Source organism: Chitinophaga pinensis DSM 2588 (assembly GCF_000024005.1).
GTDB classification, from domain to species: Bacteria; Bacteroidota; Bacteroidia; order Chitinophagales; family Chitinophagaceae; genus Chitinophaga; species Chitinophaga pinensis.
The window spans coordinates 2629993-2651625 of record NC_013132.1 but is presented as its reverse complement, the minus strand read 5'-3'; the positions used below and the strand labels follow the sequence as shown (position 1 = coordinate 2651625).

Annotated in this window: 20 protein-coding genes; 12 read left to right on the top strand and 8 right to left on the bottom strand. The window is 45.5% G+C overall.

Going from position 1 to position 21633, the window contains the following annotated elements; genetic code table 11:
- Positions 1-2 precede the first annotated feature (2 nt).
- Together CPIN_RS10850 and CPIN_RS10845 are read right to left on the bottom strand one after the other, a co-directional pair.
- Positions 3-992: an FAD binding domain-containing protein gene (locus CPIN_RS10850; protein ID WP_012789835.1), complete on the bottom strand. Its 990-nt coding sequence runs from the start codon at positions 990-992 to the stop codon at positions 3-5.
- Entirely contained in the window at positions 989-1615 is a 627-nt protein-coding gene (locus CPIN_RS10845) for a (2Fe-2S)-binding protein (protein WP_012789834.1), read from the bottom strand. The genes CPIN_RS10850 and CPIN_RS10845 overlap by 4 nt, the downstream gene beginning before the upstream one ends.
- 389 nt (positions 1616-2004) lie before the next feature.
- Between CPIN_RS10845 and CPIN_RS10840 the strand changes: the two genes are divergently transcribed.
- Together CPIN_RS10840 and CPIN_RS10835 are read left to right on the top strand one after the other, a co-directional pair.
- Positions 2005-3474 (top strand): ATP-binding protein, encoded by a 1470-nt coding sequence (locus CPIN_RS10840; protein WP_012789833.1) that lies wholly within the window; start codon positions 2005-2007, stop codon positions 3472-3474.
- A gap of 1 nt (position 3475) precedes the next feature.
- Positions 3476-3898: a response regulator gene (locus tag CPIN_RS10835; protein ID WP_012789832.1), complete on the top strand. Its 423-nt coding sequence runs from the start codon at positions 3476-3478 to the stop codon at positions 3896-3898.
- A 3-nt stretch (positions 3899-3901) separates the two neighbouring features.
- On the opposite strand, the gene CPIN_RS10830 is transcribed toward CPIN_RS10835, so the two are convergent.
- The 3 genes from CPIN_RS10830 to CPIN_RS10820 all read right to left on the bottom strand — a co-directional run bounded on the left by CPIN_RS10830 (position 3902) and on the right by CPIN_RS10820 (position 7433).
- Positions 3902-5458 (bottom strand): UvrD-helicase domain-containing protein, encoded by a 1557-nt coding sequence (locus tag CPIN_RS10830; RefSeq protein WP_012789831.1) that lies wholly within the window; start codon positions 5456-5458, stop codon positions 3902-3904.
- Between the two features lie 30 nt (positions 5459-5488).
- Positions 5489-6472, bottom strand: a complete 984-nt coding sequence (locus tag CPIN_RS10825; RefSeq protein WP_012789830.1) for an ABC transporter ATP-binding protein — start codon at positions 6470-6472, stop codon at positions 5489-5491.
- A 67-nt stretch (positions 6473-6539) separates the two neighbouring features.
- Positions 6540-7433: a diacylglycerol/lipid kinase family protein gene (locus CPIN_RS10820; protein WP_044218318.1), complete on the bottom strand. Its 894-nt coding sequence runs from the start codon at positions 7431-7433 to the stop codon at positions 6540-6542.
- Positions 7434-7493: 60 nt separating this feature from the next.
- Here CPIN_RS10820 and surE point away from each other — a divergent pair, with 60 nt between their 5' ends.
- Complete coding sequence (surE, locus tag CPIN_RS10815; RefSeq protein ID WP_012789828.1) at positions 7494-8228, top strand: 5'/3'-nucleotidase SurE; 735 nt, start codon at positions 7494-7496, stop codon at positions 8226-8228.
- Between the two features lie 76 nt (positions 8229-8304).
- Here surE and CPIN_RS10810 read toward each other — a convergent pair whose 3' ends face one another.
- From CPIN_RS10810 to CPIN_RS10800, 3 genes are read right to left on the bottom strand one after another with little or no spacing between them, the layout of a single operon-like run.
- Positions 8305-10536 (bottom strand): xanthine dehydrogenase family protein molybdopterin-binding subunit, encoded by a 2232-nt coding sequence (locus CPIN_RS10810; protein WP_012789827.1) that lies wholly within the window; start codon positions 10534-10536, stop codon positions 8305-8307.
- On the bottom strand, positions 10533-11522 hold the full coding sequence (locus CPIN_RS10805) for an FAD binding domain-containing protein (RefSeq protein WP_012789826.1): 990 nt from the start codon (positions 11520-11522) through the stop codon (positions 10533-10535). Before CPIN_RS10805 ends, CPIN_RS10810 begins: the two co-directional genes overlap by 4 nt.
- Positions 11519-12019, bottom strand: a complete 501-nt coding sequence (locus CPIN_RS10800; RefSeq protein ID WP_012789825.1) for a (2Fe-2S)-binding protein — start codon at positions 12017-12019, stop codon at positions 11519-11521. Before CPIN_RS10800 ends, CPIN_RS10805 begins: the two co-directional genes overlap by 4 nt.
- A gap of 121 nt (positions 12020-12140) precedes the next feature.
- Between CPIN_RS10800 and CPIN_RS10795 the strand changes: the two genes are divergently transcribed.
- The 9 genes from CPIN_RS10795 to CPIN_RS10755 all read left to right on the top strand — a co-directional run bounded on the left by CPIN_RS10795 (position 12141) and on the right by CPIN_RS10755 (position 21630).
- On the top strand, positions 12141-12647 hold the full coding sequence (locus CPIN_RS10795) for a hypothetical protein (protein WP_012789824.1): 507 nt from the start codon (positions 12141-12143) through the stop codon (positions 12645-12647).
- 306 nt (positions 12648-12953) lie between these two features.
- Entirely contained in the window at positions 12954-13466 is a 513-nt protein-coding gene (locus CPIN_RS10790) for a hypothetical protein (RefSeq protein WP_012789823.1), read from the top strand.
- A 538-nt stretch (positions 13467-14004) separates the two neighbouring features.
- The gene (locus tag CPIN_RS10785) at positions 14005-15267 is read left to right on the top strand and encodes an aspartate aminotransferase family protein (RefSeq protein ID WP_012789822.1); all 1263 of its coding nucleotides are present in this window, start codon (positions 14005-14007) and stop codon (positions 15265-15267) included.
- Complete coding sequence (locus CPIN_RS10780) at positions 15248-16270, top strand: zinc-dependent alcohol dehydrogenase (RefSeq protein WP_012789821.1); 1023 nt, start codon at positions 15248-15250, stop codon at positions 16268-16270. Before CPIN_RS10785 ends, CPIN_RS10780 begins: the two co-directional genes overlap by 20 nt.
- Before the next feature lie 12 nt (positions 16271-16282).
- On the top strand, positions 16283-16966 hold the full coding sequence (locus CPIN_RS10775; RefSeq protein WP_012789820.1) for an HAD family hydrolase: 684 nt from the start codon (positions 16283-16285) through the stop codon (positions 16964-16966).
- A 7-nt stretch (positions 16967-16973) separates the two neighbouring features.
- A complete protein-coding gene (locus tag CPIN_RS10770; RefSeq protein ID WP_012789819.1) occupies positions 16974-18140 on the top strand; it encodes an MFS transporter in 1167 nt (388 codons plus the stop codon).
- Between the two features lie 73 nt (positions 18141-18213).
- On the top strand, positions 18214-19275 hold the full coding sequence (locus CPIN_RS10765) for an aminotransferase-like domain-containing protein (protein WP_012789818.1): 1062 nt from the start codon (positions 18214-18216) through the stop codon (positions 19273-19275).
- 260 nt (positions 19276-19535) lie between these two features.
- Positions 19536-20012 (top strand): Dps family protein, encoded by a 477-nt coding sequence (locus tag CPIN_RS10760; protein WP_012789817.1) that lies wholly within the window; start codon positions 19536-19538, stop codon positions 20010-20012.
- Between the two features lie 235 nt (positions 20013-20247).
- Positions 20248-21630, top strand: a complete 1383-nt coding sequence (locus CPIN_RS10755) for an alginate export family protein (protein ID WP_012789816.1) — start codon at positions 20248-20250, stop codon at positions 21628-21630.
- Positions 21631-21633: the final 3 nt, after the last annotated feature.

The following is a 21633-nucleotide window of genomic DNA, read 5'->3' as shown; positions in this document are numbered from 1 at the left end:
GTTTAGATATTACCGTTTGCAGCGGCGAGTTTCAATGCCTCCACAATTGTGTTGGGCGCGAGGGTGAGTTTGAATTCATTACTGCCCTGCGACTTTGCAGGCGCCATCACCATACGTGCCGCCTCCTGAAAGTTCTCTACCGTGGCCTTCTTTCCTTTGAGGAAAGCTTCCGCTTCTCTCAGCCGCCAGGGTTTATGCGCCACGCCACCCATAGCCAGGCGTACATCAGCGATATTATTGTCTTTCAGGGACAAGGCAGCGCCAACTGATACCAATGCGAATGCATAGGAGGCACGGTCACGTACTTTCAGATAATGCGCATATCCACCTACTTCATTGAAAGGAATATCCACCGCTATGATCAGTTCTCCACGCTGTAAGGTGTTGTCCACTTCAGGCGTATCTCCCGGTAAACGGTGAAAATCGCCAAAAGGAATTTTACGTTCCCCTTTGGGGCCTTTTACTGTTACGACTGCATCCAGTGCTGTCAGTGCCACACACATATCGCTTGGATGTACGGCAATACATTTATCACTTGCACCGAAGATGGCGTGCATACGGTTGACGCCTCCGATAGCGCCGCAACCGGAACCAGGATTTCGTTTATTACAAGGCATGGCTGTATCGTAGAAATAATGACAACGCGTACGCTGCATCATATTACCACCGACAGTGGCCATGTTCCTCAGCTGTGGAGAAGCGCCTGCTTTTAATGCGAGAGACAGGAGCGGAAAATGTTTGACGACCAGGGGATGTTCCGCTACCATTGTATTTTTAGCCAGTGCGCCGATACGCAATCCCGTCTTTGTTTCTTCGATCTTTGTAAGGGGCAGGCGATTAATATCTACCAGTCGCTCCGGTCCCGTTACACCACTCTTCATCAGATCGACAAGATTGGTACCACCGGCCAGGAATGTAGCCGATTTATCTTTGGAGACAGCAGCAATGGCTGCATCACTGGAAGTGACCCTTATGTAGCTGAACTGTTTCATATCTTCTTCCCTCCCTGTTTTACGTCCATGATCGCATCGACGATATTGGAATAAGCACCACAACGACAGATATTTCCACTCATATATTCTCTCACTTCATCGGGCGTACCAGCGTGTCCTTCCCTGATACAACAGATTGCTGACATGATTTGTCCAGGCGTACAGTAACCACACTGGAAACCATCATGCTCCAGGAATGCTTCCTGCATAGGGTGCAGGTTATCTCCGTCTGCCAGCCCTTCGATGGTAGTCACCTCACGGCCTTCTGTCGTGAGTGCCAGTGTCAGACAGGCATTCACACGTTCTCCATCGATGTGGACGGTACAGGCGCCACACTGTCCGTGGTCACAACCTTTCTTTGTACCTGTCAGTTGCAATCGTTCGCGCAACAGATCCAGCAGGGTAACACGCGGTTCTATCCTGACACTTTGCTTCACCCCATTGATGACCACATTCAGCGGCATTGTCTCAATGGCAGCCGCGATCTTTTCATCAAGGCCGTTTTCAGCAGCTTTGAGCACCGTTTCAGGCGCAAGCGCCAACGCTGTCATCAAAGAGGTTTGTTTAAGGAAAGAGCGCCGGGAAGTACCGTTCTGCTCTTCATTCCTGAGTTGATCGTCCATAATCTTGCTTCGTTATCAGTTTGACAGTATTTTTCTTATTCCTGATCTGCGTAATAGTAGCTATATAGGGCTATCTTATATCTCCTGAGCCGCATTGTTTCAACATAGTCAATTTATCAGATACCAGCAGCGATGAATATGACGAATGGCAGATGCTATCATAAGGTTAAAAACTTTTCAGATGCTGTTGATTTACAAATTACTGAATTGTATGCATTAAGACACAAAAGCGTTATGTTTGCAAACACATAGCGTATTTGACGTACGTAAAGTAATCTGACGCAGAATAGATTGCCGCTAAAACTATACCGGAACTTTGATACTTTGTTTACTATTTTCCAGGATAGTATCTCCGGTTGTTTTCACATTTTTTGTTACCATTGCGCTCTATGAAGATTTCTCACTATATATTTCTTGGATTCGTATCAGTACTGATACTGTTTTCCATTACGACGTTCGTGAACTTCAGTCTGTCCAATGCGGTGACAGAAAACAATGCCTATTTCACCCGTTCCACCAATCTGGTGCGTAACAGCAGCCGCTTTCAGCGGAACGTACTCACGATGGTCAACGGCCTCAGAGGATATCTGCTCACTGGTGAAAAGTCTTTTGTAGAAGCCTATGACACGGCTAATATCGAAAATGAGCTCATCCTGAAGGAGCTGTCATCCATGCTCACAGACACACTACAGATCAACATGCTGCAGCAGATTAAAGAGCTGAATGACCAGTGGACGGAAGAATATACAGATCCATTGAAACAGGCGAAAATGTCAGCGTCTATCAGCAGGCAACACCTGGATACTTTCAATAGGGTATACAAGGAAAAATTTGCTTCCGGTCATGAACAGGCGATTCAGGCGGCATTACAGGAGAAATTCAAGACATTCTCCGCATATGAATATGCACGTAGGGATGCACGCAAGGAAGAACTGGCTGCTTCGGTTATCAATACGAATATTCTTTCGTTGTTATTGACATCCGCTTCTATTGTACTCGGGCTTTTCATCATCATCTATGTAACCATGAAGATATCCCGGCGTATCAAGGTCATGACAGATATGGCCAATGATATTGCGGGAGGCAATTATAACGTGACGATCAAAGATACGGGTAGCGATGAACTGAGTGCATTAGGAGATGCGCTCAATCATATGACAGAAGAACTGTCAAGGAATATCACGCTTTTGAAGCGATCCAATGAAGAACTGGACCAGTTCGCACATATTGTATCGCATGACCTGAAAGCACCGCTGAGAGGCATCAGTAACGTTGTAACATGGATAGAGGAAGATCATAAACAGGAACTTACGCCAAAAGTAAGCGAATACATGGAGCTGATAAAAGGTCGCGTGATAAGAGCAGAAAACCTGATAGAAGGTTTGTTGTCCTATGCAAAAGCAGACAAGGAAGAGATCGAAAAAGAGGAAATTGCACTCAACTCACTAATGAAAGAAGTACTCGACACACTGCCTGATATGGACCATGTAAGGGTTGAAATGGCTGATCTTCCCATTATACACGGAGAAAAATTGTGGTTGTTCCAGATTTTTTCTAATCTTATCGGGAATGCAGTCAAACACAACGAAAAGCCCGGCCCTGCTGTAAAAATCTATTATAAAGAACGGCCTGATCACTATGAATTTTTCATTGAAGACAATGGAAATGGTATTGAAAAGCACTATCAACGGAGGATTTTTACTATTTTTCAGACTTTAAAGGACAGGGATAGTTTCGAAAGCACAGGTGTTGGATTGGCAATTGTCAAAAAAATTATAGAGACCAAAAAGCAGCATATCAATGTGGTCTCCGCACCGGGCAAGGGTTCTGTCTTTTCATTCACCTGGTCAAAAGATTAAAATGCAACCGATTAATATTTTACTGGTAGAAGATGATAAGCTGGATGTGATAGATATTAAGCGTTCACTTGATAAATTGAATATTTTCTATAAACTCACGAATGCCAGAAATGGCGAGGAGGCCATTACACTGCTGAATGAACAGATCAATACCGGCAATGAAGGCTTACCTGATGTCATGCTCATTGACATCAACATGCCCAAGGTAAATGGTTTCGAAGTATTGGAATACATGCACCAGAAAGAAGAGCTCAAACAGATCAAACGATTTGTACTGACTACGTCCGGTGACAGAACAGACAAAATTACTGCTGAAAAGCTCGGTGTATCCGGCTATATCATCAAACCGCTGAAACTCAACAGTCCATCCGCCATGGATGCATTCAACCTGATGATCGACCTGCTCAATTTCAAAAAGAATTAGTGTTTATTTTTTGACTCCGGCGTAGACATAGTGCTCACCCTTTGTTTCTGCTCCGGAGACCCTTCTTTGCTTCAGCACCGGAATTGCTTTCTTTTGTCCGGTCAGGATCTCCTGTGGAATATACAGATGGCTCTTGGCTCTTGTAATCGCTACGTACAGCAGATTAATCTCTTCCGACAGCTTTGACATATTGACGTTATCGATGTTCTCCGCCTGCTTCACCACCTTGTCATGGGTGATGTAGTCATTGGTCAGCGTCACTTCATCATATTCCATCCCTTTACAGCGATGTACCGTAGAAAAGATCATATCAGCCTGCTCCTTATCATCATGATCAAGGTGGCAGTCTTTTAATTTTTTGATATAACCAGGGATCTTCTCACCATACTTCTTCACCACATCAACCAGCATCCCCAGCTGTGTTTCGCCGGTTGTTTTGATATACTCTTCCAGGTCTTTCATGCTGTCCATGGCCGCAATGGTCTTATCCCGTATACGGCCGACATCTCCGGTATGGAGGTTCAGTATATCATAGATGGAAGCGCCATCATTGGCATAAGTATAGTTTTCGATCCGGCCTTCAAAATAGATCGTTTTGATCTCTTTCTTTTCAATCAGTAATTCGATGGCTTTTACCAGTAAACCTGCATTGGTGCGGGCTACTACCGCCCTTGTATTGGCCTTACGGGACTTACCGAAACCGATGACCTTTACCGTCAACGGATTGCTATACAGCTTCTTCCACTGAATGACATAAGACGCCAGATCGGCGATATCCTGGTCAAAGCGGAAACTGGTGCTGAGCGTATATAAAGGGTAATTGAGTTTGTCGAGGGAATTGACGGCATAGCGCCAGCCATAGATCTGCTGATGACTATCGCCTACCAGCACCTTAGTGCCTTCCTGTGAACGGAATACGTCCAGCATGGCGCCGGAAGCATCCTGTCCTTCATCAAACAGGATCACATCGAAGTTCAGCCTGGGTCTGGCCAGCTGAAACTTCTTCAGATAAAAATCATGCGTAATAGGGATTTCACCCTTATTCATCTTATCCAGGAAAAGGCGGGTCTGATACTGAATGTCTTTCTTATACTTAGTGGCAAATTCGATGGCCTCCCTGTCAGTGAGCGTATCTTCATAATCAAGATCCTGCACTTTTGCGGGCGCACTATTACAGAAATAAGAAAGGTAGGCATTGATATGTGTAGCGAGAATAGACTCTGTATGTTTGCCTTTGAGGCCGCGCAGCTTCAGGATATCTACAATCTCATTCAGTTTATACCCCTCGCCCTTGATTGTATATTTTGATCCTCTGACTATATAGTAATGCGCCAGCGAGTGCGCTGTTTCCACCCGCACATTTGCGAGTCTCACTTCTGCAAATTTGCGTTCTGCCTCCTGTTTAACAGTCTTGTTGAATGCCAGATAAAGGATACTTTTATCCGGTCTTGCTTTCGCATATTCAATAAGTGTAGTAGTCTTACCGGCGCCAGCAACGGCGATGATCCTGATGTCTCCTTTGCTTTTGATAATGGCAGCCTGCTCCTGGGTCAAATTCATGGCCCGAATTTACATCATCTCGCGTTATTATCAGGCATACCAGACGTCCGCCGGGGATAAAGAAAGATAAATATCTTCTCCCTTTCTGAGCACGCTGTTATCTGTTTTTACGGTGATAGTCGCAGCAGGCAGTGCTACAGCCACTTCATAACTGCTGCCCATAAAGCTTACGTCTTGGATCTTTCCGCTCAGTCCATGTTGTCCTTTTTCCACAACACGGAAACGTTCAGGACGGATAAACAGACTTTTATCATTGAGATGCACACCGGATACCTGGCTGAAATCAGTAGCCTGGGCAGAAGGAATCATGTTATAACTGCCGAATAATGCCGCTACATATTCATTTACCGGCTGGTGGTATACCTCTTCAGGAGCGCCTTGCTGTACGATCTGACCATCTTTCATGACGATCACCTCATCAGCCCAGGAAAGGGTATCTACCGGGTCATGAGACACGAGCAGACAAGTGATATTGAGATCTTCACTGATCTCACGGATCACAGCTTTCAGTGTATTTTTGAGAATGGGATCCAGGTTGGAATAAGGTTCATCGAGAATCAGCAGACGAGGAGCGGTAGTTAACAAACGGGCTAAAGCCACACGTTGTTTTTCTCCACCGGACAACTGATCATTCTTTCTTTTCATCAGGTGACTGATACGGCAGATCTTATACAGTCTTTCCGCATCTTCATCAGCTAACATATTGGCGTAGGCAAGGATTTCCTCCATGCGGTAATGGTTACGCAGCTCATAGTGCTGGGAAAGATAAGCGATACCTGGCTGACCAGGTAATAATCTCTCCAGCGGTCCTTTCACCTTCACATTTTCAAACCGCACTTCACCGCCATCTGACTGTGTCAGACCACCGACTATTTTCAACAGGGTACTCTTGCCGGATCCTGACTCTCCTACGATAGCTATTTTCTGGAAAGCTTTCTGCGTGAAGCTCACGCCTTTCAGCACTTCTTCTTCCCCTTCCTGCTTGCGCACGTCCGTTACTTCTAACAAATTCATATAAAGCTGATATCACATAAAAAGCTGCAAATTACCACTTAAACAGAGAGGAAGCAAGTAAAGAAGTTCAGGCTGGCACTAAAAACTCCAGCTCCCGCTTCAAAATGCTGACAATGTAGCTTTTACCATCCCGGGAACGTATCAGTTCGTCATCAATGTGCGCATGTTCATCCCCCCAGGAAATACGGATATTTTTCCCTTTGATCACCGGGAGGTCATAGTCCTTATGCGCTGAGGAAGCAATACGGTCTTTGATATAGGCAGAGAATGACTTTCTTTTATCTTCTCCTAACAGCACAATCTCCATTTCTCCGTCCCCTACATTCGCGTCTCCGTTGAGATTTAGTCCCGGGCCAATAGAGCGTATGTTCATAATTTCAGCCATCAGGTAATGCCCCGAGTAATCCACTCCGTCAATCTCCAACTTACATTCCTGTGCATGGTAGTTATCGATAATATCATGCAGCATTACAAGCGCCAGTTTGATCTTTTCTTCCGGTTCATCAGGTTCTTCCAATTGCTTCATAGCTTCCATCAACACCGGAAAAATACCAAACCCAAAACTTTCCAGGAAGAACATCTCTTCATGAAAGCCGGCAATGGTACCTATATCAAATGGCTGTATATGATGTTTATGCCAGGAGGCGATAATGTCTTCTTCTTCACCGGTGACATGCAGGGAACGGCTGATATTATTGGCAGTGCCCATGGGTAATAGTGCCAGCGGATAACGCCTCTCTCCTGCTTTGCCGCTAAGAAATTCAAGAATGACTTTCCTGATTGTACCATCCCCACCGGCGATGATCACAAAATCAGTATCAGGAGAGATTTCCCTGCACCAGTTCTTTTTGGCAGATGAGTATGTACACTTGATCTGCTGGTCACTGATCTTCTTCATCAGTGCAGCTTCTGAATGTTCCTGGTCACCAGCTTTGGGGTTATGCAGTAAATGCGCTTTCATACACATCAATATCCAAAAAGGATACCACCCCAATGGCATGAAATTGGAGGCCGCATTGGTATGAGAATACTAATCACAAACGACGACGGCATTTACAGTCCGGGCATAGCAGCGCTGGCCAGAATAGCGGCCCGGTTCGGAGAGGTAAGGATAGTTGCCCCGGATGTGGAACAGTCTTCCATGGGACATGCGGTAACGCATTCCCGGCCGCTTTCCTTCAAAGCCTCTCCTATTAATTTCGAGGGGATTGAAGCATATCGTGTAAATGGCACCCCGGCAGACTGTGTCGCCCTGGGAACACATCTGTACACCAAGACAGACGTGGTATTGTCGGGCATCAATATGGGGCCCAACCTGGGCAATGGTATGTGGCATTCCGGCACCCTGGCAGCGGCTAAACAGGCTGTACTGTTAGGTATTAAAGGCATAGCCCTGAGTACGCCTGTGGGCAAATCTGAGCCTGATTTTGCCGCTTTTGAGGATTATGTGGCACAAGTACTGGAATTGTTGCTGGAAAAGCCCGGACTAAGCCTTTTCAATGTTAATTTCCCTCCTCACCCCAAGGGCATCCGCTGGACGAGACAATCCGTACGTTTATATGATGGTAAGATCGTTCCCGGCACTGACCCGATGAACCGCAAGCATTACTGGTTCACCGTCACACCACTGGAACCAGCAGAAGAGGGTACCGACAGGTGGGCAGTAGAAAATGATTTTGTCTCCATTACCCCATTACGCCTGGATCTGACAAATGAAGCGGAATTACAGGCGGCACTGAATAGTCAGTCATTGTAAACTTATACTGGCCTTAATGGTCAGGCTCCATAGCTGAAAACAAAAAAAGGCTGCGTATGCAGCCCTTTTTTTGTTTTTACAATAACTTGTCCAGTGTAACAGGCAGATCCCGGATCCTTTTTCCCGTCGCATGAAATATAGCATTGGCAACAGCTGCTGCCACTCCCACCTGACCGATCTCCCCAACTCCTTTCACACCAAGCGGATTTACTACATCGTCGTTTTCTTCCACAAATATGACCTCAATATCGTTGATGTCCAGATTTACCGGGATGTGATACTCGGCATAGTTGTGATTGACGAAGCGGCCGAACTGATGATCCATCACAGACTCTTCATACAAAGCACCCGATATTCCCCATACAATTCCGCCCATGATCTGGCTCCTGGCTGTTTTAGGATTCAATATCCGGCCAGCGGCTATCGCACTTACTACCCTGCTTACTTTTACCAATCCCAGTTCCTCATCCACCTGCACTTCGACAAAAACAGCTGAATGCGTATTTTTCGCATATTTCATCTGTTTGAAGATATTGGGAAGTGGTGTAGAGGTCACATTGACCGCATCTGTCTCCGTCAGGGTCATGATATCTTTCAGATGAATAAAATTGGCTGGTGTTTCAATCATATACATCTTTCCATCTGCGAAAGTGAGTTGCTCTATGGACAGCTCCCTAAAGGGAGAATCAGGAATATCTTTAGCCAGTGACAATAAACGCTCTCGTATCTGCAAACATGCTTTCTGCACAGCAGTACCGACAGAAGCTGCCGTAGCGGAGCCACCTTCGAGGTAAGCAAAAGGCAAAGAAGCATCCCCCAGCTGAAAAGTCACATTATCGATCGGAAGCCCGAGGGTTTCCGCAGCGATCTGTGTCATGATGGTATATGTACCCGTACCTATATCTGCAGTAGCACTACCTACTGTTAGTTTTCCATCCGCAGTAAAAGTAGCTTTGGCACGTGCCGGTACAGTCATTGCATCCCACATACCGGTGGCCATTCCCCAGCCGGTTAACAGGCGCCCGGTCTTCATAGACCTTGGCGCCGGATTCCGTTGCGACCAGCCAAATCTGGCAGCGGCCTGTTCATAGCAATCCATCAAACCTTTACTGGAATATGGCTTTTTCATAGATCCGTCTTCTACACTATAGTTGATACGCCGGAGCTCAAGTGGATCCATATTCAGTTTATATGCGAGTTCATCCATTGCACATTCCAGTCCGAATACACCGGTCACCGCTCCGGGGGCACGCATATCCAGTGGTGTATATGTATCGAGACTCACCAGTTTGTAATCCTGCTGCACATTTTTGCAATGGTACAACATACCCGACCAGTTGACGATGTTTTCCACATAGTCTTCAAACTGCGAAGTACCTGATACAGCCTGATGACTAATGGCTTGCAGGGACCCATCTTCCACTGCTCCGATAGATAATGTCTGCTGTGTAATAGGTCTGAATCCCAGAGAAAACATCTGTTGTCTGGTCAGCATCACTTTCACCGAACGTTTCAGTTCCAGGGCTGCCAGTACAGCCATAAACAGTTGGTACTGCGGCCTCAATCCTGAACCAAACGCGCCACCTACAAAAGGAGATAAAGCTTTTACTTTTTTACCGGAAAGTCCGAATACGCTTTTGACATAGCTTTGTGTATTCAGAACGCCCTGGGTTTTATCATATACGGTGATACTACCATTTTTGTAATAAAGTACCGTAGTAGCATGCATCTCCATGGGATTGTGGTGTTCTGCCCCCTGATAATAGGTTGCTTCAGCACGCACAGGCGCCTCTTTAAATGCTTTATCAAAATGGCCCCTGTTAGCCGGTTTCTTAAAGCCGGTCTTTTTTCCTTTAGGAGGTCTTGCCTTATCCAGATTTCCGGTCAGACTGGTGGTATGAGCATCCGCTTCGTAGCTGATATTTACAAGCGTTGCAGCATACCTGGCCAGTTCAAATGTTTCCGCAACGACAAGCGCCACCGGTTGCTGACTATACGCGACCATATCCGTTTGCAGATAACGGAAATGCTTACCTGGCGGTGCATCCATGTCTTTATAACTGCGGTTGAACCAGGCGAGTCCGGAGACATTCTGATGCGTAAATACCTGAAGCACACCTTCCAGTTGCAGCGCGGCTGATGTATCAATATCTACGATACGTCCCCTGGCAATGCCAGCCGAAACCACCACACCATAGCATAGCCCTTTGGCATGATAGTCTGCAGCATATTTCGCATCACCGGTTACTTTTGCATATCCATCTACCCGGTTCATCGGCCGGCCTATATATGTAGTTTCGTTATTCATTTTTCCCGATTTAGAGCTTCCTTACACGCACGTATGATCGCACGTTTTGCAAGCGCCGGTTTAAAATCATTTGTCCCGAAAGTGACAGCATCCTTCAATATTCTGTCAGCTGCGGCTGCAAAGGTTTCAATTGTGGCAGATTTACCTTTCAGCTCCGCTTCCACCGATTCATCCCGCCAGGGCTTGTGCGCTACACCTCCCATAGCTATTCTGATATTGGATATTATATCGCCCTCCAATTGCAATACAACGGCTACAGACACCAGTGCGAATGCATAAGAAGCCCTGTCTCTTACCTTCAGATATTTATAATTCGCCGTAAAACGTTCATTTGGTAGTATAATACCGGTAATCAGTTCATCGTGTGCCAGGTTATTGTCAATATGAGGCGTGTCTCCTGCTAACCGGTGGAAATCTGCAATAGGGATCAATCTTTCCCCCTGCTGTCCCCTTACCTGTATCACCGCATTTAATGCCCTGAGAGCCACACACATATCACTGGGATGCACCGCTATACATTCCTGACTGGTACCCATTATGGCATGAATACGATTGTACCCCCGCAAAGCCGAACAACCGCTTCCCGGCAGCCGCTTGTTACAGGGAGTAGATGTATCATAAAAATAATAACACCTTGTACGCTGCATCAGGTTACCACCATTAGTAGCCATATTGCGCAGCTGAGGAGAAGCTCCGGCCAGTATTGCATCGGCCAGCAGCGGATATCTTTTTTCAACCAGGGAATGCCAGGCAGTATCAGCATTTGTCGCCAACGCTCCCAGAAACAGGCGACCATCATCCAGCAACTCAATACTGTCCAGATGTAATCTGTTAATATCTATCAGATGGCCAGGATGCAGGACATTTTCTTTCATCAGGTCTATCAGATTGGTACCGCCTGCTACGAACATTGCCGCAGCATGTCCTGCCATTTCGTTCACAGCATTATCGATATCAGATGCCTCTGTATATGTGAAATTGTTCATAGCTTTTGATTTACCTGTTGCACAGCTGCCACGATATTCGGATAAGCGCCACAGCGGCATAAATTACCACTCATCAGTTCCTGTATGTCTTCCCTCGTTTTTGCTTTTCCTTCATTCATCATACCGATCGCCGAACAGATCTGTCCGGGTGTACAGTAGCCACATTGAAAGGCATCATGGTCAATGAACGCCTGCTGTAAAGGATGCAAAATGCCATCTTCCGCAATACCCTCAATAGTGGTAATGTCGGCTCCGTTTTTCATGACGGCAAGCGTCAGACAGGAATTGATGCGCTTTCCGTTCACCAGCACGGTACAGGCGCCGCACTGACCGTGATCACAGCCTTTTTTAGTACCTGTAAGCTGCACGTACTCACGTATCGCATCCAGCAGCGTTACCCAAGGCTGTATTTTAAGTTCATATGGTATTTTATTGATCGTAAGGTGAATGGTATGTGCAGCCTGATCAACCAATACCGGCACAGCAAATTGATCCATTGTTATAAGTTTTGATCATAGTTACGGGATCAAAGATTACGCCTTTCTCAAAGCCACCATCAACATATATTTATATATTTGTATATTTATAGCACCTATACCTGTTAAAACAATATAAAATATGAAGCAACTAGCGCTTTGCCTGCTGGCAGTCGCCCTATTACTCACAGCATGTGGAAAAGACGAGGATGAAAACCAAAGCCCGGCTAACAGCTTTACTTACAACGGGCAGGAAACAGGCACCCCTTACGGTTACATTATGGATTGGGGCAGTGAAGGGAGTCAGCTCATGTTTGCAGATAAGGAACTGACACTGGACGGTCTGTCAACAAATGCCAGTGCAGTAGGCATAGACCTGGATGTCCTCGTCTCTGGTCAGACCTACACGTTCAAAAAGAGCGATGCCCCGGACTACGATAAAAAGCAACATTTTGGATATGCGGCTGTCTATAATAACCAACCTTTTGCCAATGGCAAATTTGTTGCAAATGCACAGGTGCTGGACTCCCTGATCGCAGGTTCGGTTACCTTCAGACAGGTGGACAATGTATACAACATTGTATACGATCTGAAATATGTAAATACAACAGTAAAAGGAGAATATAACGGCGAACTGACACCTAATTAATTAACATACTGTTAATAGCGGAAAAAGTCCTGACCTGAGAAAAAATCTTTTTCGGCTACAATATTCACATTATCAGTAAATTAGAGCTTAGAAAAAGTAAATAGGGACAATCTGAATATAAGTGTTGACAAATACCCGCAAAACAGACCATGCACAAGGTTTTCGGGGCTGTGTTCTACTTCATATTCAGGACATTAATATAGCATTACAAAAAAATCTATGTGCTGTAAATGTGTTTATTCCATCAGAAACTATTTATATATTTGCAGCCATAATCAGTAATAAGACTACGAAACCTACAACTAAATGACTAGATCAGCAAACCGCTTATTAGCTGTAATACTATGTTTTGCTTTCTACGGCTGCACTTTTGGTGATGAAAAAACGAATCCTGCAAACGGATATACTAACGACGGCAATTTTATACAAACTGATTATGCTGTTAGAAAGAACTGGGCAGGAGGGACAGTGATTGCTTTTACAGATTTACTACCTACAACGGAATTTACAGGAAAAGTAAACGCTGTACAATTTTTACTGGATACACTGGAACAACACGGGGACTATACGTACATGCCGTCTGATTCGGCAGCTTTCGACAAAACAAAGAATTTCGACATCGCCATACTGTACAAAAATGTGCATTATATGAATGGAACAGAAGTGGATAACAGTGGGCAGACATACAGTAAACCTACGGCCGGAACACTCACATTTACTCCCGGTCCCGGCTATCAGACATTCTCTTACACACTGAAATTTGGTTCAGACCACGTCATTTCAGGGTGCTTCAGAGGACAAGTTACTTCGGTAGAATAACAACGTTTGTTGTTCTGTATAAAAAGGATGAAAAATAATGCGGCGACGGCTGTTTCGATCTGATTCGGAATAGCCGTTACTGTTTTATATAATTACTATCAATTTATAACTGCTATGTTGTTTCAGTAACTAATTCTAAAGTCCTCTTTTTATCAACAAAGCGATGCAATAATACATCAGAGAACTACATGCAGCATATCTGCATACTAACACCGTAATCCTTTACTACAAAGCATCACACAGGAATCATTTTAACATTTTGGATACTGTATCTACTAACCTATTTAATAAAAAATAAAGGATTCGATCAAAAGAAAAAAAATAAATTTCCGTAAATAGATTCTACTTTTCCATCATCAATTTTGATATCGAAGTTTGATGTAATTTTTTTATACCACGTCTAAAAACCGATTGTATAACCCGGATTCCCTGCAGGAAGTTCATGAAACCCTTGTTCGTTATGTAACTCAGTCTATCTGACCGTTATCTTACGCCCATTCCACTATTTTTTTATTTATTCTATGTAAACCCAACCCTCATGTCTGCTAACATTGAGTTCACAAAAGGCAGTGGCATACGCCTTTATACTTCGCACGACGAAGAATATATTGATGCCGTATCCGGCACATTTAACCTCGCACTCGGATACAGTCATCCGGAAGTTGTCGAGGTATTGCAGAAACAGGTAAAAGATCTGATACACGTTTCCTCCTCCTTTACCGGCGATCTTGCTGCAGATGTTTTAAACAGCATACTCGAACATGCACCGCAGGGCATTACTGACGGATGGATGCGCGATATTATTGGCTCTACGGCCAATGAAGGCGCTGTAAAAATCGCTAACAAGTTCAACGGAAAGAATGAAGTCATCAGTCTGTCCCTCTCACATCACGGACAGACACTTTTTGCGACTAACATCTCCGGAAACGCGTTCAGAAGAAAATCGTTCTCCAACACCATGCAAAGTCAGCATGCAGTAGTACCTGCCCCCTACTGTTATCGCTGTCCATTCTCTGCCAAATATCCCAACTGTGGATATCTCTGTGCAGAAGCTGTATATGACTACGTTGAGTATGGCAGTAGCGATCATGTATCCTGCATGATCATGGAACCTATTCTGGGTAACGGTGGTAACATCGTGCCTCCGGCAGGCTACTTCGAAAGAATCAAACAGATCTGCGAAGAACTCGACATCGTGCTGATCTCCGATGAAGTACAAACAGGTATCGGCAGAACCGGATACATGTTTGCCAGCGAGCATTTTGATATGGAACCAGATATTATCACACTGGCCAAAGGCCTGGGTGGTATTGGTATCCCGACTGCCGCTATCCTGTACAAACCGGAGTTTGCCGTCCTGGAGAAATGGGAACATTCCTACACTTCCGGAGGTAATCTGCTGTCGCTCGGCGCTGCAAAAAAAACCATGGAAATTGTATCCCGTGAAGGCTTCCTGCAAAACGTACGCGACAACGGTATCGTACTGGGTAACCTGCTGAACGGCCTGAAAGAAAAGTTCGGTCATTTCATCGGCGATGTAAGAGGTATGGGATACATGTGGGGCCTGGAAATAGTAGACAAAGACGGCGCTCCGGATGTAAAACTCACCAACAGGATCATCGACAATGCCCTCACAGATCATAAGCTCATCCTCAGAGGATCCCGCTATGGATTTGGCAACGTTGTAAAGGTAAGACCCGCACTTACTGCCACTGTAGATGATATCGAAGAGATCTGTGGCAGATTGGACAAAATATTCAGTCAGGTAAAAACAGTCACCCATGCAAGCTATAGTTTATAACGGCCCCTGGAATATTCAGTTGGAAGAACGCGAAGAACCAGCCATCACACTCCCGGATGAAGTCATTGTTGAAATACGTGCTACAGGTATCTGTGGCACTGACCTCAGCATCATTTCCGGAGAATATAATGCCAGACAGCAGGTGATCATCGGCCACGAATCAGCCGGCGTAATCGTAGAAAAAGGCAGTGGTGTGGAGAACTTCAATGTAGGTGATCGTGTTATCATCGACCCTACCTACTATTGTGGTTACTGCGAGAATTGCCGCAAGGGTTTACGCAATCACTGCTTCCAGAAATCCAGTACGGAAGCCGGCGTATCCATCGATGGTACATTTACAAAGTACTTCAAGACCACCAAACGCTTCATCTACCCGCTGGGCGACAATGTACCCTTTGAACAGGGCGCTATGTCAGAGCCGCTTAGTTGTGTGCTCACAGCTGTAAAGAAACTCGCCGTCAGCCCTTTCTACAATGTAGCCATCCTGGGTGGTGGTCCGATAGGACTACTCTTTTATCTCGCACTGAAACAGTACGGTATACAGGCGGGTACTATCTATGAAACTTCTGCTAACAGAACAAACCTGATCAGCAGTAATGATATACTCAGTTCAGGATGGTATCTGTCCGGTCATTTTGCACCTCGTAAACATCAGTATGACCTGATTGTTGATACAACAGGCAGCATGCTGGAAAAATCAATCGATGCAGTTGCCGACGGTGGAAAGATTGCGCTGATAGGACTGCGTAACAACCAGCAGACTATCAATCCGAGAGAGATCACGGATCGCAGTATTTCCATCATCGGTTCCATCGACTCACAGGACACCTTTAAACATGCTGTTGACCTGATCAACAGCCAGGTACTCGGACTGGAAAAGATCATCACAAAAGCCTATGGCATTGATGAATTCCAGGACGCGGTACTGGACCTCGGCTGTAATGTCAGCAAGCGGCAACGCAACAATGACATCAGCAGTCTGAAATCAGTTATCAAATTTTAAAACTGCTTTTTCATGAAGTACATCATTTTCGATATAGATGGCACGCTTACCAATACCACAGAGATAGACGATCTCTGTTATACACAGGCCATCGCAGAAACCTTCGGATTTTCCGATTTTAATACCAACTACGGTCACTATGAGAATACCACAGACTCAGGTATTCTCAACCAGCTCTCACTTGAGCGCAGGAACCGTCCCTGCACAGTCACCGAAATAGAAAACTTTATTGACTGTTTCCTGCATCTGCTGGAACGTGCCTATGAAAAACAGGCCCACTATTTCCATGAGATCCCGAAAGCTGGCAGGATTATCAGCAGCCTGGTCCGCAATGAAGACCTGCGCATCGGACTTGCAACCGGTGGCTGGAAACAGTCTGCGCTCTTCAAACTGCAATGTGCCGGTATCGACATCGAAGGTTGCAGTGCAGCATCTTTTGCACAGGATGCTTTTGCAAGACGCGATATCATAGGTCATACAATAAGTAAGATGAACAAACGCCACAACACGACGCCCGATCTTGCAGACATCATCTATGTTGGTGATGGTAACTGGGATTATCAGGCGACTTTGCAACTTGGCATAAAGTTTATCGGTATTGATAATAAGAAACTGGCACACTTACAGGATATCACCAAAATATCCGATTACGATGAGCTGGAACAACATATTGGCCTTTTGACATTAACTTCCTGATAACACAATGAAAGACCTGACTGTCAATTTAAACCTGAAGCGAACGCATCGTATTGCGGCAAGCGTATTCTTCTTTATCGCCGGACTGACCTATTCCAGCTGGGCCTGCAGAATTCATGATATCAAAGCAGCTTTCAGTCTCAACAATGCCGCCTTAGGAAGTGTATTGTTTGCACTGCCGGTGGGCCTGATTGTGAGTCTGCCGATATCAGGCTGGCTGGTCACCCGTGTAGGAAGCGGAAAAGTATTAATCGGCGCCGGACTCTTATTCCCGGTGATGCTGGTGGCAATAGGGCTCGCACCGGGTATATGGCAGTTAGTGTTACTGTTGTTCTGCTTTGGTTTTATGAACAACGTTTTTGAAATATCCATGAACACACAGGCTGTTGGAATAGAGGCTTTATATGGCAGGTCCATTATGGCTTCATTCCACGGTCTGTGGAGTTTAGCCGGTTTTGCCGGCGTAGGGATCGGCACAATTGCCATTTCACTTGATATGCCTGTATTACCGCATTTCCTGTTGATCTGCGGCATCTGCTGGCTGCTGGTCCTGTTCTCTTACAGATACCTGCTACCCGCAGATGAAAAACAGGATGATACCCAACCGCTCTTTGCACGACCGGACAATAGCATCCTCAAACTGGGATTAATCGCCTTCTCCAGTCTGGTGACGGAAGGGACCATGTTTGACTGGAGCGGTATATATTTTCAGAAAGTGGTAGCAGTACCAGAACATCTTACTACAGCAGGCTATATCGCCTTTATGAGTACCATGGCCGGAGGCCGCTTCATTGCCGACCGCTTTGTTACCCGGTTAGGTGCCAAAAAGGTCTTACAGATGAGTGGGATCATGACTACTTCCGGATTAATCATCTCTATCTGCTTTCCTTATCTTATAACAGCAACAATCGGCTTCTTACTCATCGGATTCGGCGTATCCTCTGTCGTACCCCTGGTACTGGCATTAGCAGGAAAATCCAAAACAATGGCGCCAGGTGTAGCTATTGCAGCCGTATCAACCGTTGGATTCTTCGGTTTTCTGCTGGGCCCTCCTATGATAGGTTTTATCTCAGAAGCCACCAGTCTGCGCTGGGCATTTGCCATCATCGCCTTGTTGGGTACCGGTATCACACTGCTGGCATCACAGGCAGGAAAAATCTCAGCGGAACAATAAGCAGGGATCAAGAAAGGATAACTTCATTCGTATAATTTATTTGTACTTTTGGCGATCCAAATTCCCACTTCAAATGATCTCCTTAAGTTCCAACTACCCGTTACTCGCAGAACAGCAGAACGATTTCAAACGCATTATAGAAAGGCATTACAGCACCTACAATCAGTGGCTGAATATTAAACCCGCCGACGGCACACCCGAAGACCGGAAGACGGCTGCTGCCTGGCTATCAGGTAAGGGACCCGCTATCAGTGAAGACCGGATATCCATTGTCACGTCAGGACATCAGGCCATTATGGTGACCATGATCGCTGCCGCCCTTCAGGGTAACGCTATCGCTGTAGACGAGTATACCTATTCAAATTTCATCAGCATTGCCCGCTGGCTGAACATCGAAGTGATTGCCTGTCCTGGTGATGAAAAAGGCATGTTACCTGCTGCATTAGCCGCTGCCAGTGCGAAACATAACATCAAAGCCGTGTATGTGATGGGTACCATCAGCAATCCTACCGGTATTGTGATGCCTGTAGACCGCAGACTTGAACTGATCGAGGTAGCCCGTAAAAACGGACAGATTATTATCGATGATGATGCTTATGGCTTCCTGGAAGAAAACCCGCCTGCCAATTTCGCGCAACTGGCCCCCGACCTCGGCTGGTTTATCTATAGCTTATCCAAACCCTTTGCACCGGATATCAAGGTTGCTTATATCGTAGCACCGGAACGATATAAAGAGATGATTACCGTCGCTATCAAGCTGACCACCAGTAATCCTTCCACCTTCTTTACCTCACTGGTATCTGATGTGATCAGGAACGGAGAACTGGCAGATCTCTTACGCAGAAAACGGATCGAAGGAAAGAAACGCCAGGAACAGACAAAAGCCTTCCTGTCCGGATTCGAAGTACAGGGACACGAAAATGGCTTTCACTGCTGGCTGACATTACCGGCAGGATTTACTTCCGCTGAATTATACCATGAGCTGCGTGAAAAAGGTGTGGAAGTAATGGCAGGCGCCTTCTTTGCAGCGCCAGGAGCTACTGGTGAATATATCAGGATCGCAATGGGCGCAGAAGCAGATATGAACAGGGTATCAGAAGGCCTGGCGATCATTAAACAGACCATCTCCCGATAATCGCTTCGTATATTCCATCAGGTTGTATTAACACCAGGAACCTGTTTTCCGGGTATTTGTATATACCGCCGATTTTCGTTTCGTTTTGCTGCCTTACATAACTTTACATAACCAGGGCATATATTGTTTCGCTGTATTACATTGATTTATGTTTGTCATCATTACTGCTAACGATGTGTTAATTATAACCAGGTGGTCTTAAACCAATGGGAATGTCATAACTTAGCAGTACACAAACAAGCATTTAAAACTAGCTACATATGAATACAAATATTGGCATCACAGAAGCAAACAGACAGCAGGTATCCAACCAGCTGGCCAAATTACTGGCTGATGAATATGTACTGTATACAAAGACACGTAATGCACATTGGAATGTAGAAGGACCGGATTTCCATGCAATGCACCTGTTCTTCGAATCTCAGTACAATCAACTGGATGAGATCATGGACAGCGTAGCTGAAAGAATCCGCTCTCTGGGTCACTATGCACCGGCTACACTGAAAAGCTTCCTGGAACTGACACACCTGACAGAGTACAGCGAAAGACAGAATGATAGCCTGGGCTTCATTAAAGAACTGCTGGGCGATCATGAAAGCATCATCGAATTTATCCGTGGTAATATCGACGCATTTGCCAATACGTTCAAAGACGCAGGTACCAGTGATTTCATCACCGGTCTGATGGAAGAACATGAGAAAATGGCGTGGATGTTAAGAGCCCACTACAGAGGTTAGAAACCTACTCTATCATAAATAGGAAATGCCGCAGTCATAGGTACTGCGGCATTTTCATTTTTATACGTCCCTCCTCCTTACATGATCTTTTTTTCTGATCTATGGAATTGTACAACAGTTACGATGATTTGTAAATCCGCCGTACTGCCGGTTTCAGATACCTTTGAATCCGGAACGATATACTAGACTCCGACCAGGCTTAGAAACACGTTCCTAACGGCAGAATACGATTATCATGAACAAAAAGATCATAGCACTATTTTTCCTCCTGCTATATCAGGGTATACAGTCATTGTCCGCCCAGAGCTTTAAACTGATGCGGTTTAATGAAGACTACTATTACCTGCGCAATGACACAACAGGTAACTGGTATAATCATATCAAGTATATCCCCCTTTTTAATAAAGATCATTATTACCTGTCGTTTGGTGGAGAAGCCCGTTATGAATATGCAGCCACCGTTCATGACAACTGGCTGAAATACGGCGATGGCTACAATAATCTGATCCTTCAGCGCTACAGCCTCCACGCTGATATGCACCTGGGACCTGCTGTCAGGGTATTCGCACAGGTAAACAGTGCCCTGGAAAACTTCAGCAAATTTGACCCTAGTCCGGTTAATAAAGACGCATTGAATGTGGAAAACCTCTTTGTAGATGTCACCCTTAAAACATGGCGTACAAAGCAGCGTAAACTGGTAGCAAGGGCAGGCAGACAAGAACTTGACTATGGTACCGGCAGACTCATTTCTGTCAGGGAAGGTACCAACGTGCGCAAATACTTTACCGGTGGAAAACTGATGTATAATGCCCCCCGCTTGGGCGTAGACGCCTTTGTTATGATGGACGACGAAGTGAACCCCGGCGTATTCGACAATCACCTGATACATGAAGCAAATCTGTGGGGCGCTTATTCCTATATCATCCTTCCCAGACAGGGCAACTTCGATCTCTATTACCTGGGCATCCACAGAGACCAGGGGAAATTTGAGGAAGGAACACAAAAGGAACTGAGACATACCGTTGCCGTGCGTTACTGGAAATACGGCGGCGGATTTATTTACAACCTGGAGTCCGCCTACCAGTTCGGCTCCTTCGGTAATGGTCCTATCAATGCATGGACCACCGCCATTGACATCGGTTATACATTTGAACACGCACGGTACAAACCGAGTATCAACATCCGTAACGACTACATTTCCGGTGATAAGACACCTGGTGATGGAAAGCTGCAAACATTCAATCCCCTGTACCCTAAAGGCGGTTATTTCGGGTTCAATCCCCGTATCGGACCATCCAACCTGATTGATATCCACCCCTATGGTACTCTGACCTTCAACAGCAAGTTCTCCATGCAGGCAGACGCGGTCTTTAACTGGCGGTATGCAACAGGTGATGGTATCTACACACCCAGCGGCTCCTTCAATATGGCCGGCGCAGGATCAGATGAACGTTATATCGGGACCGCTTACCTGTTAAGCAGCGATTATGCATTCAGCAAATTCGTTAAACTGAGTTGCGGGCTGCAATATTTTGATACAGGCGCCTTTATCGAGCAACAGGTCAACCCTTCTGCGAATTCTTTCTTTATCAATACACAGTTATCATTTAAGTTCTAATAA

What these genes read in the sequence shown, in the direction of transcription:
- CPIN_RS10825 (WP_012789830.1), bottom strand. Translation starts at nt 6,472, where the DNA reads ATGAATTTGTTAGAAGTAACGGACGTGCGCAAGCAGGAAGGGGAAGAA.
- CPIN_RS10850 (WP_012789835.1), bottom strand. Translation starts at nt 992, where the DNA reads ATGAAACAGTTCAGCTACATAAGGGTCACTTCCAGTGATGCAGCCATT.
- CPIN_RS10820 (WP_044218318.1), bottom strand. Translation starts at nt 7,433, where the DNA reads ATGAAAGCGCATTTACTGCATAACCCCAAAGCTGGTGACCAGGAACAT.
- CPIN_RS10770 (WP_012789819.1), top strand. Translation starts at nt 16,974, where the DNA reads ATGAAAGACCTGACTGTCAATTTAAACCTGAAGCGAACGCATCGTATT.
- CPIN_RS10805 (WP_012789826.1), bottom strand. Translation starts at nt 11,522, where the DNA reads ATGAACAATTTCACATATACAGAGGCATCTGATATCGATAATGCTGTG.
- CPIN_RS10835 (WP_012789832.1), top strand. Translation starts at nt 3,476, where the DNA reads ATGCAACCGATTAATATTTTACTGGTAGAAGATGATAAGCTGGATGTG.
- CPIN_RS10800 (WP_012789825.1), bottom strand. Translation starts at nt 12,019, where the DNA reads ATGGATCAATTTGCTGTGCCGGTATTGGTTGATCAGGCTGCACATACC.
- CPIN_RS10765 (WP_012789818.1), top strand. Translation starts at nt 18,214, where the DNA reads ATGATCTCCTTAAGTTCCAACTACCCGTTACTCGCAGAACAGCAGAAC.
- CPIN_RS10840 (WP_012789833.1), top strand. Translation starts at nt 2,005, where the DNA reads ATGAAGATTTCTCACTATATATTTCTTGGATTCGTATCAGTACTGATA.
- CPIN_RS10795 (WP_012789824.1), top strand. Translation starts at nt 12,141, where the DNA reads ATGAAGCAACTAGCGCTTTGCCTGCTGGCAGTCGCCCTATTACTCACA.
- CPIN_RS10810 (WP_012789827.1), bottom strand. Translation starts at nt 10,536, where the DNA reads ATGAATAACGAAACTACATATATAGGCCGGCCGATGAACCGGGTAGAT.
- CPIN_RS10790 (WP_012789823.1), top strand. Translation starts at nt 12,954, where the DNA reads ATGACTAGATCAGCAAACCGCTTATTAGCTGTAATACTATGTTTTGCT.
- CPIN_RS10845 (WP_012789834.1), bottom strand. Translation starts at nt 1,615, where the DNA reads ATGGACGATCAACTCAGGAATGAAGAGCAGAACGGTACTTCCCGGCGC.
- CPIN_RS10785 (WP_012789822.1), top strand. Translation starts at nt 14,005, where the DNA reads ATGTCTGCTAACATTGAGTTCACAAAAGGCAGTGGCATACGCCTTTAT.
- CPIN_RS10755 (WP_012789816.1), top strand. Translation starts at nt 20,248, where the DNA reads ATGAACAAAAAGATCATAGCACTATTTTTCCTCCTGCTATATCAGGGT.
- CPIN_RS10830 (WP_012789831.1), bottom strand. Translation starts at nt 5,458, where the DNA reads ATGAATTTGACCCAGGAGCAGGCTGCCATTATCAAAAGCAAAGGAGAC.
- surE (WP_012789828.1), top strand. Translation starts at nt 7,494, where the DNA reads ATGAGAATACTAATCACAAACGACGACGGCATTTACAGTCCGGGCATA.
- CPIN_RS10775 (WP_012789820.1), top strand. Translation starts at nt 16,283, where the DNA reads ATGAAGTACATCATTTTCGATATAGATGGCACGCTTACCAATACCACA.
- CPIN_RS10780 (WP_012789821.1), top strand. Translation starts at nt 15,248, where the DNA reads ATGCAAGCTATAGTTTATAACGGCCCCTGGAATATTCAGTTGGAAGAA.
- CPIN_RS10760 (WP_012789817.1), top strand. Translation starts at nt 19,536, where the DNA reads ATGAATACAAATATTGGCATCACAGAAGCAAACAGACAGCAGGTATCC.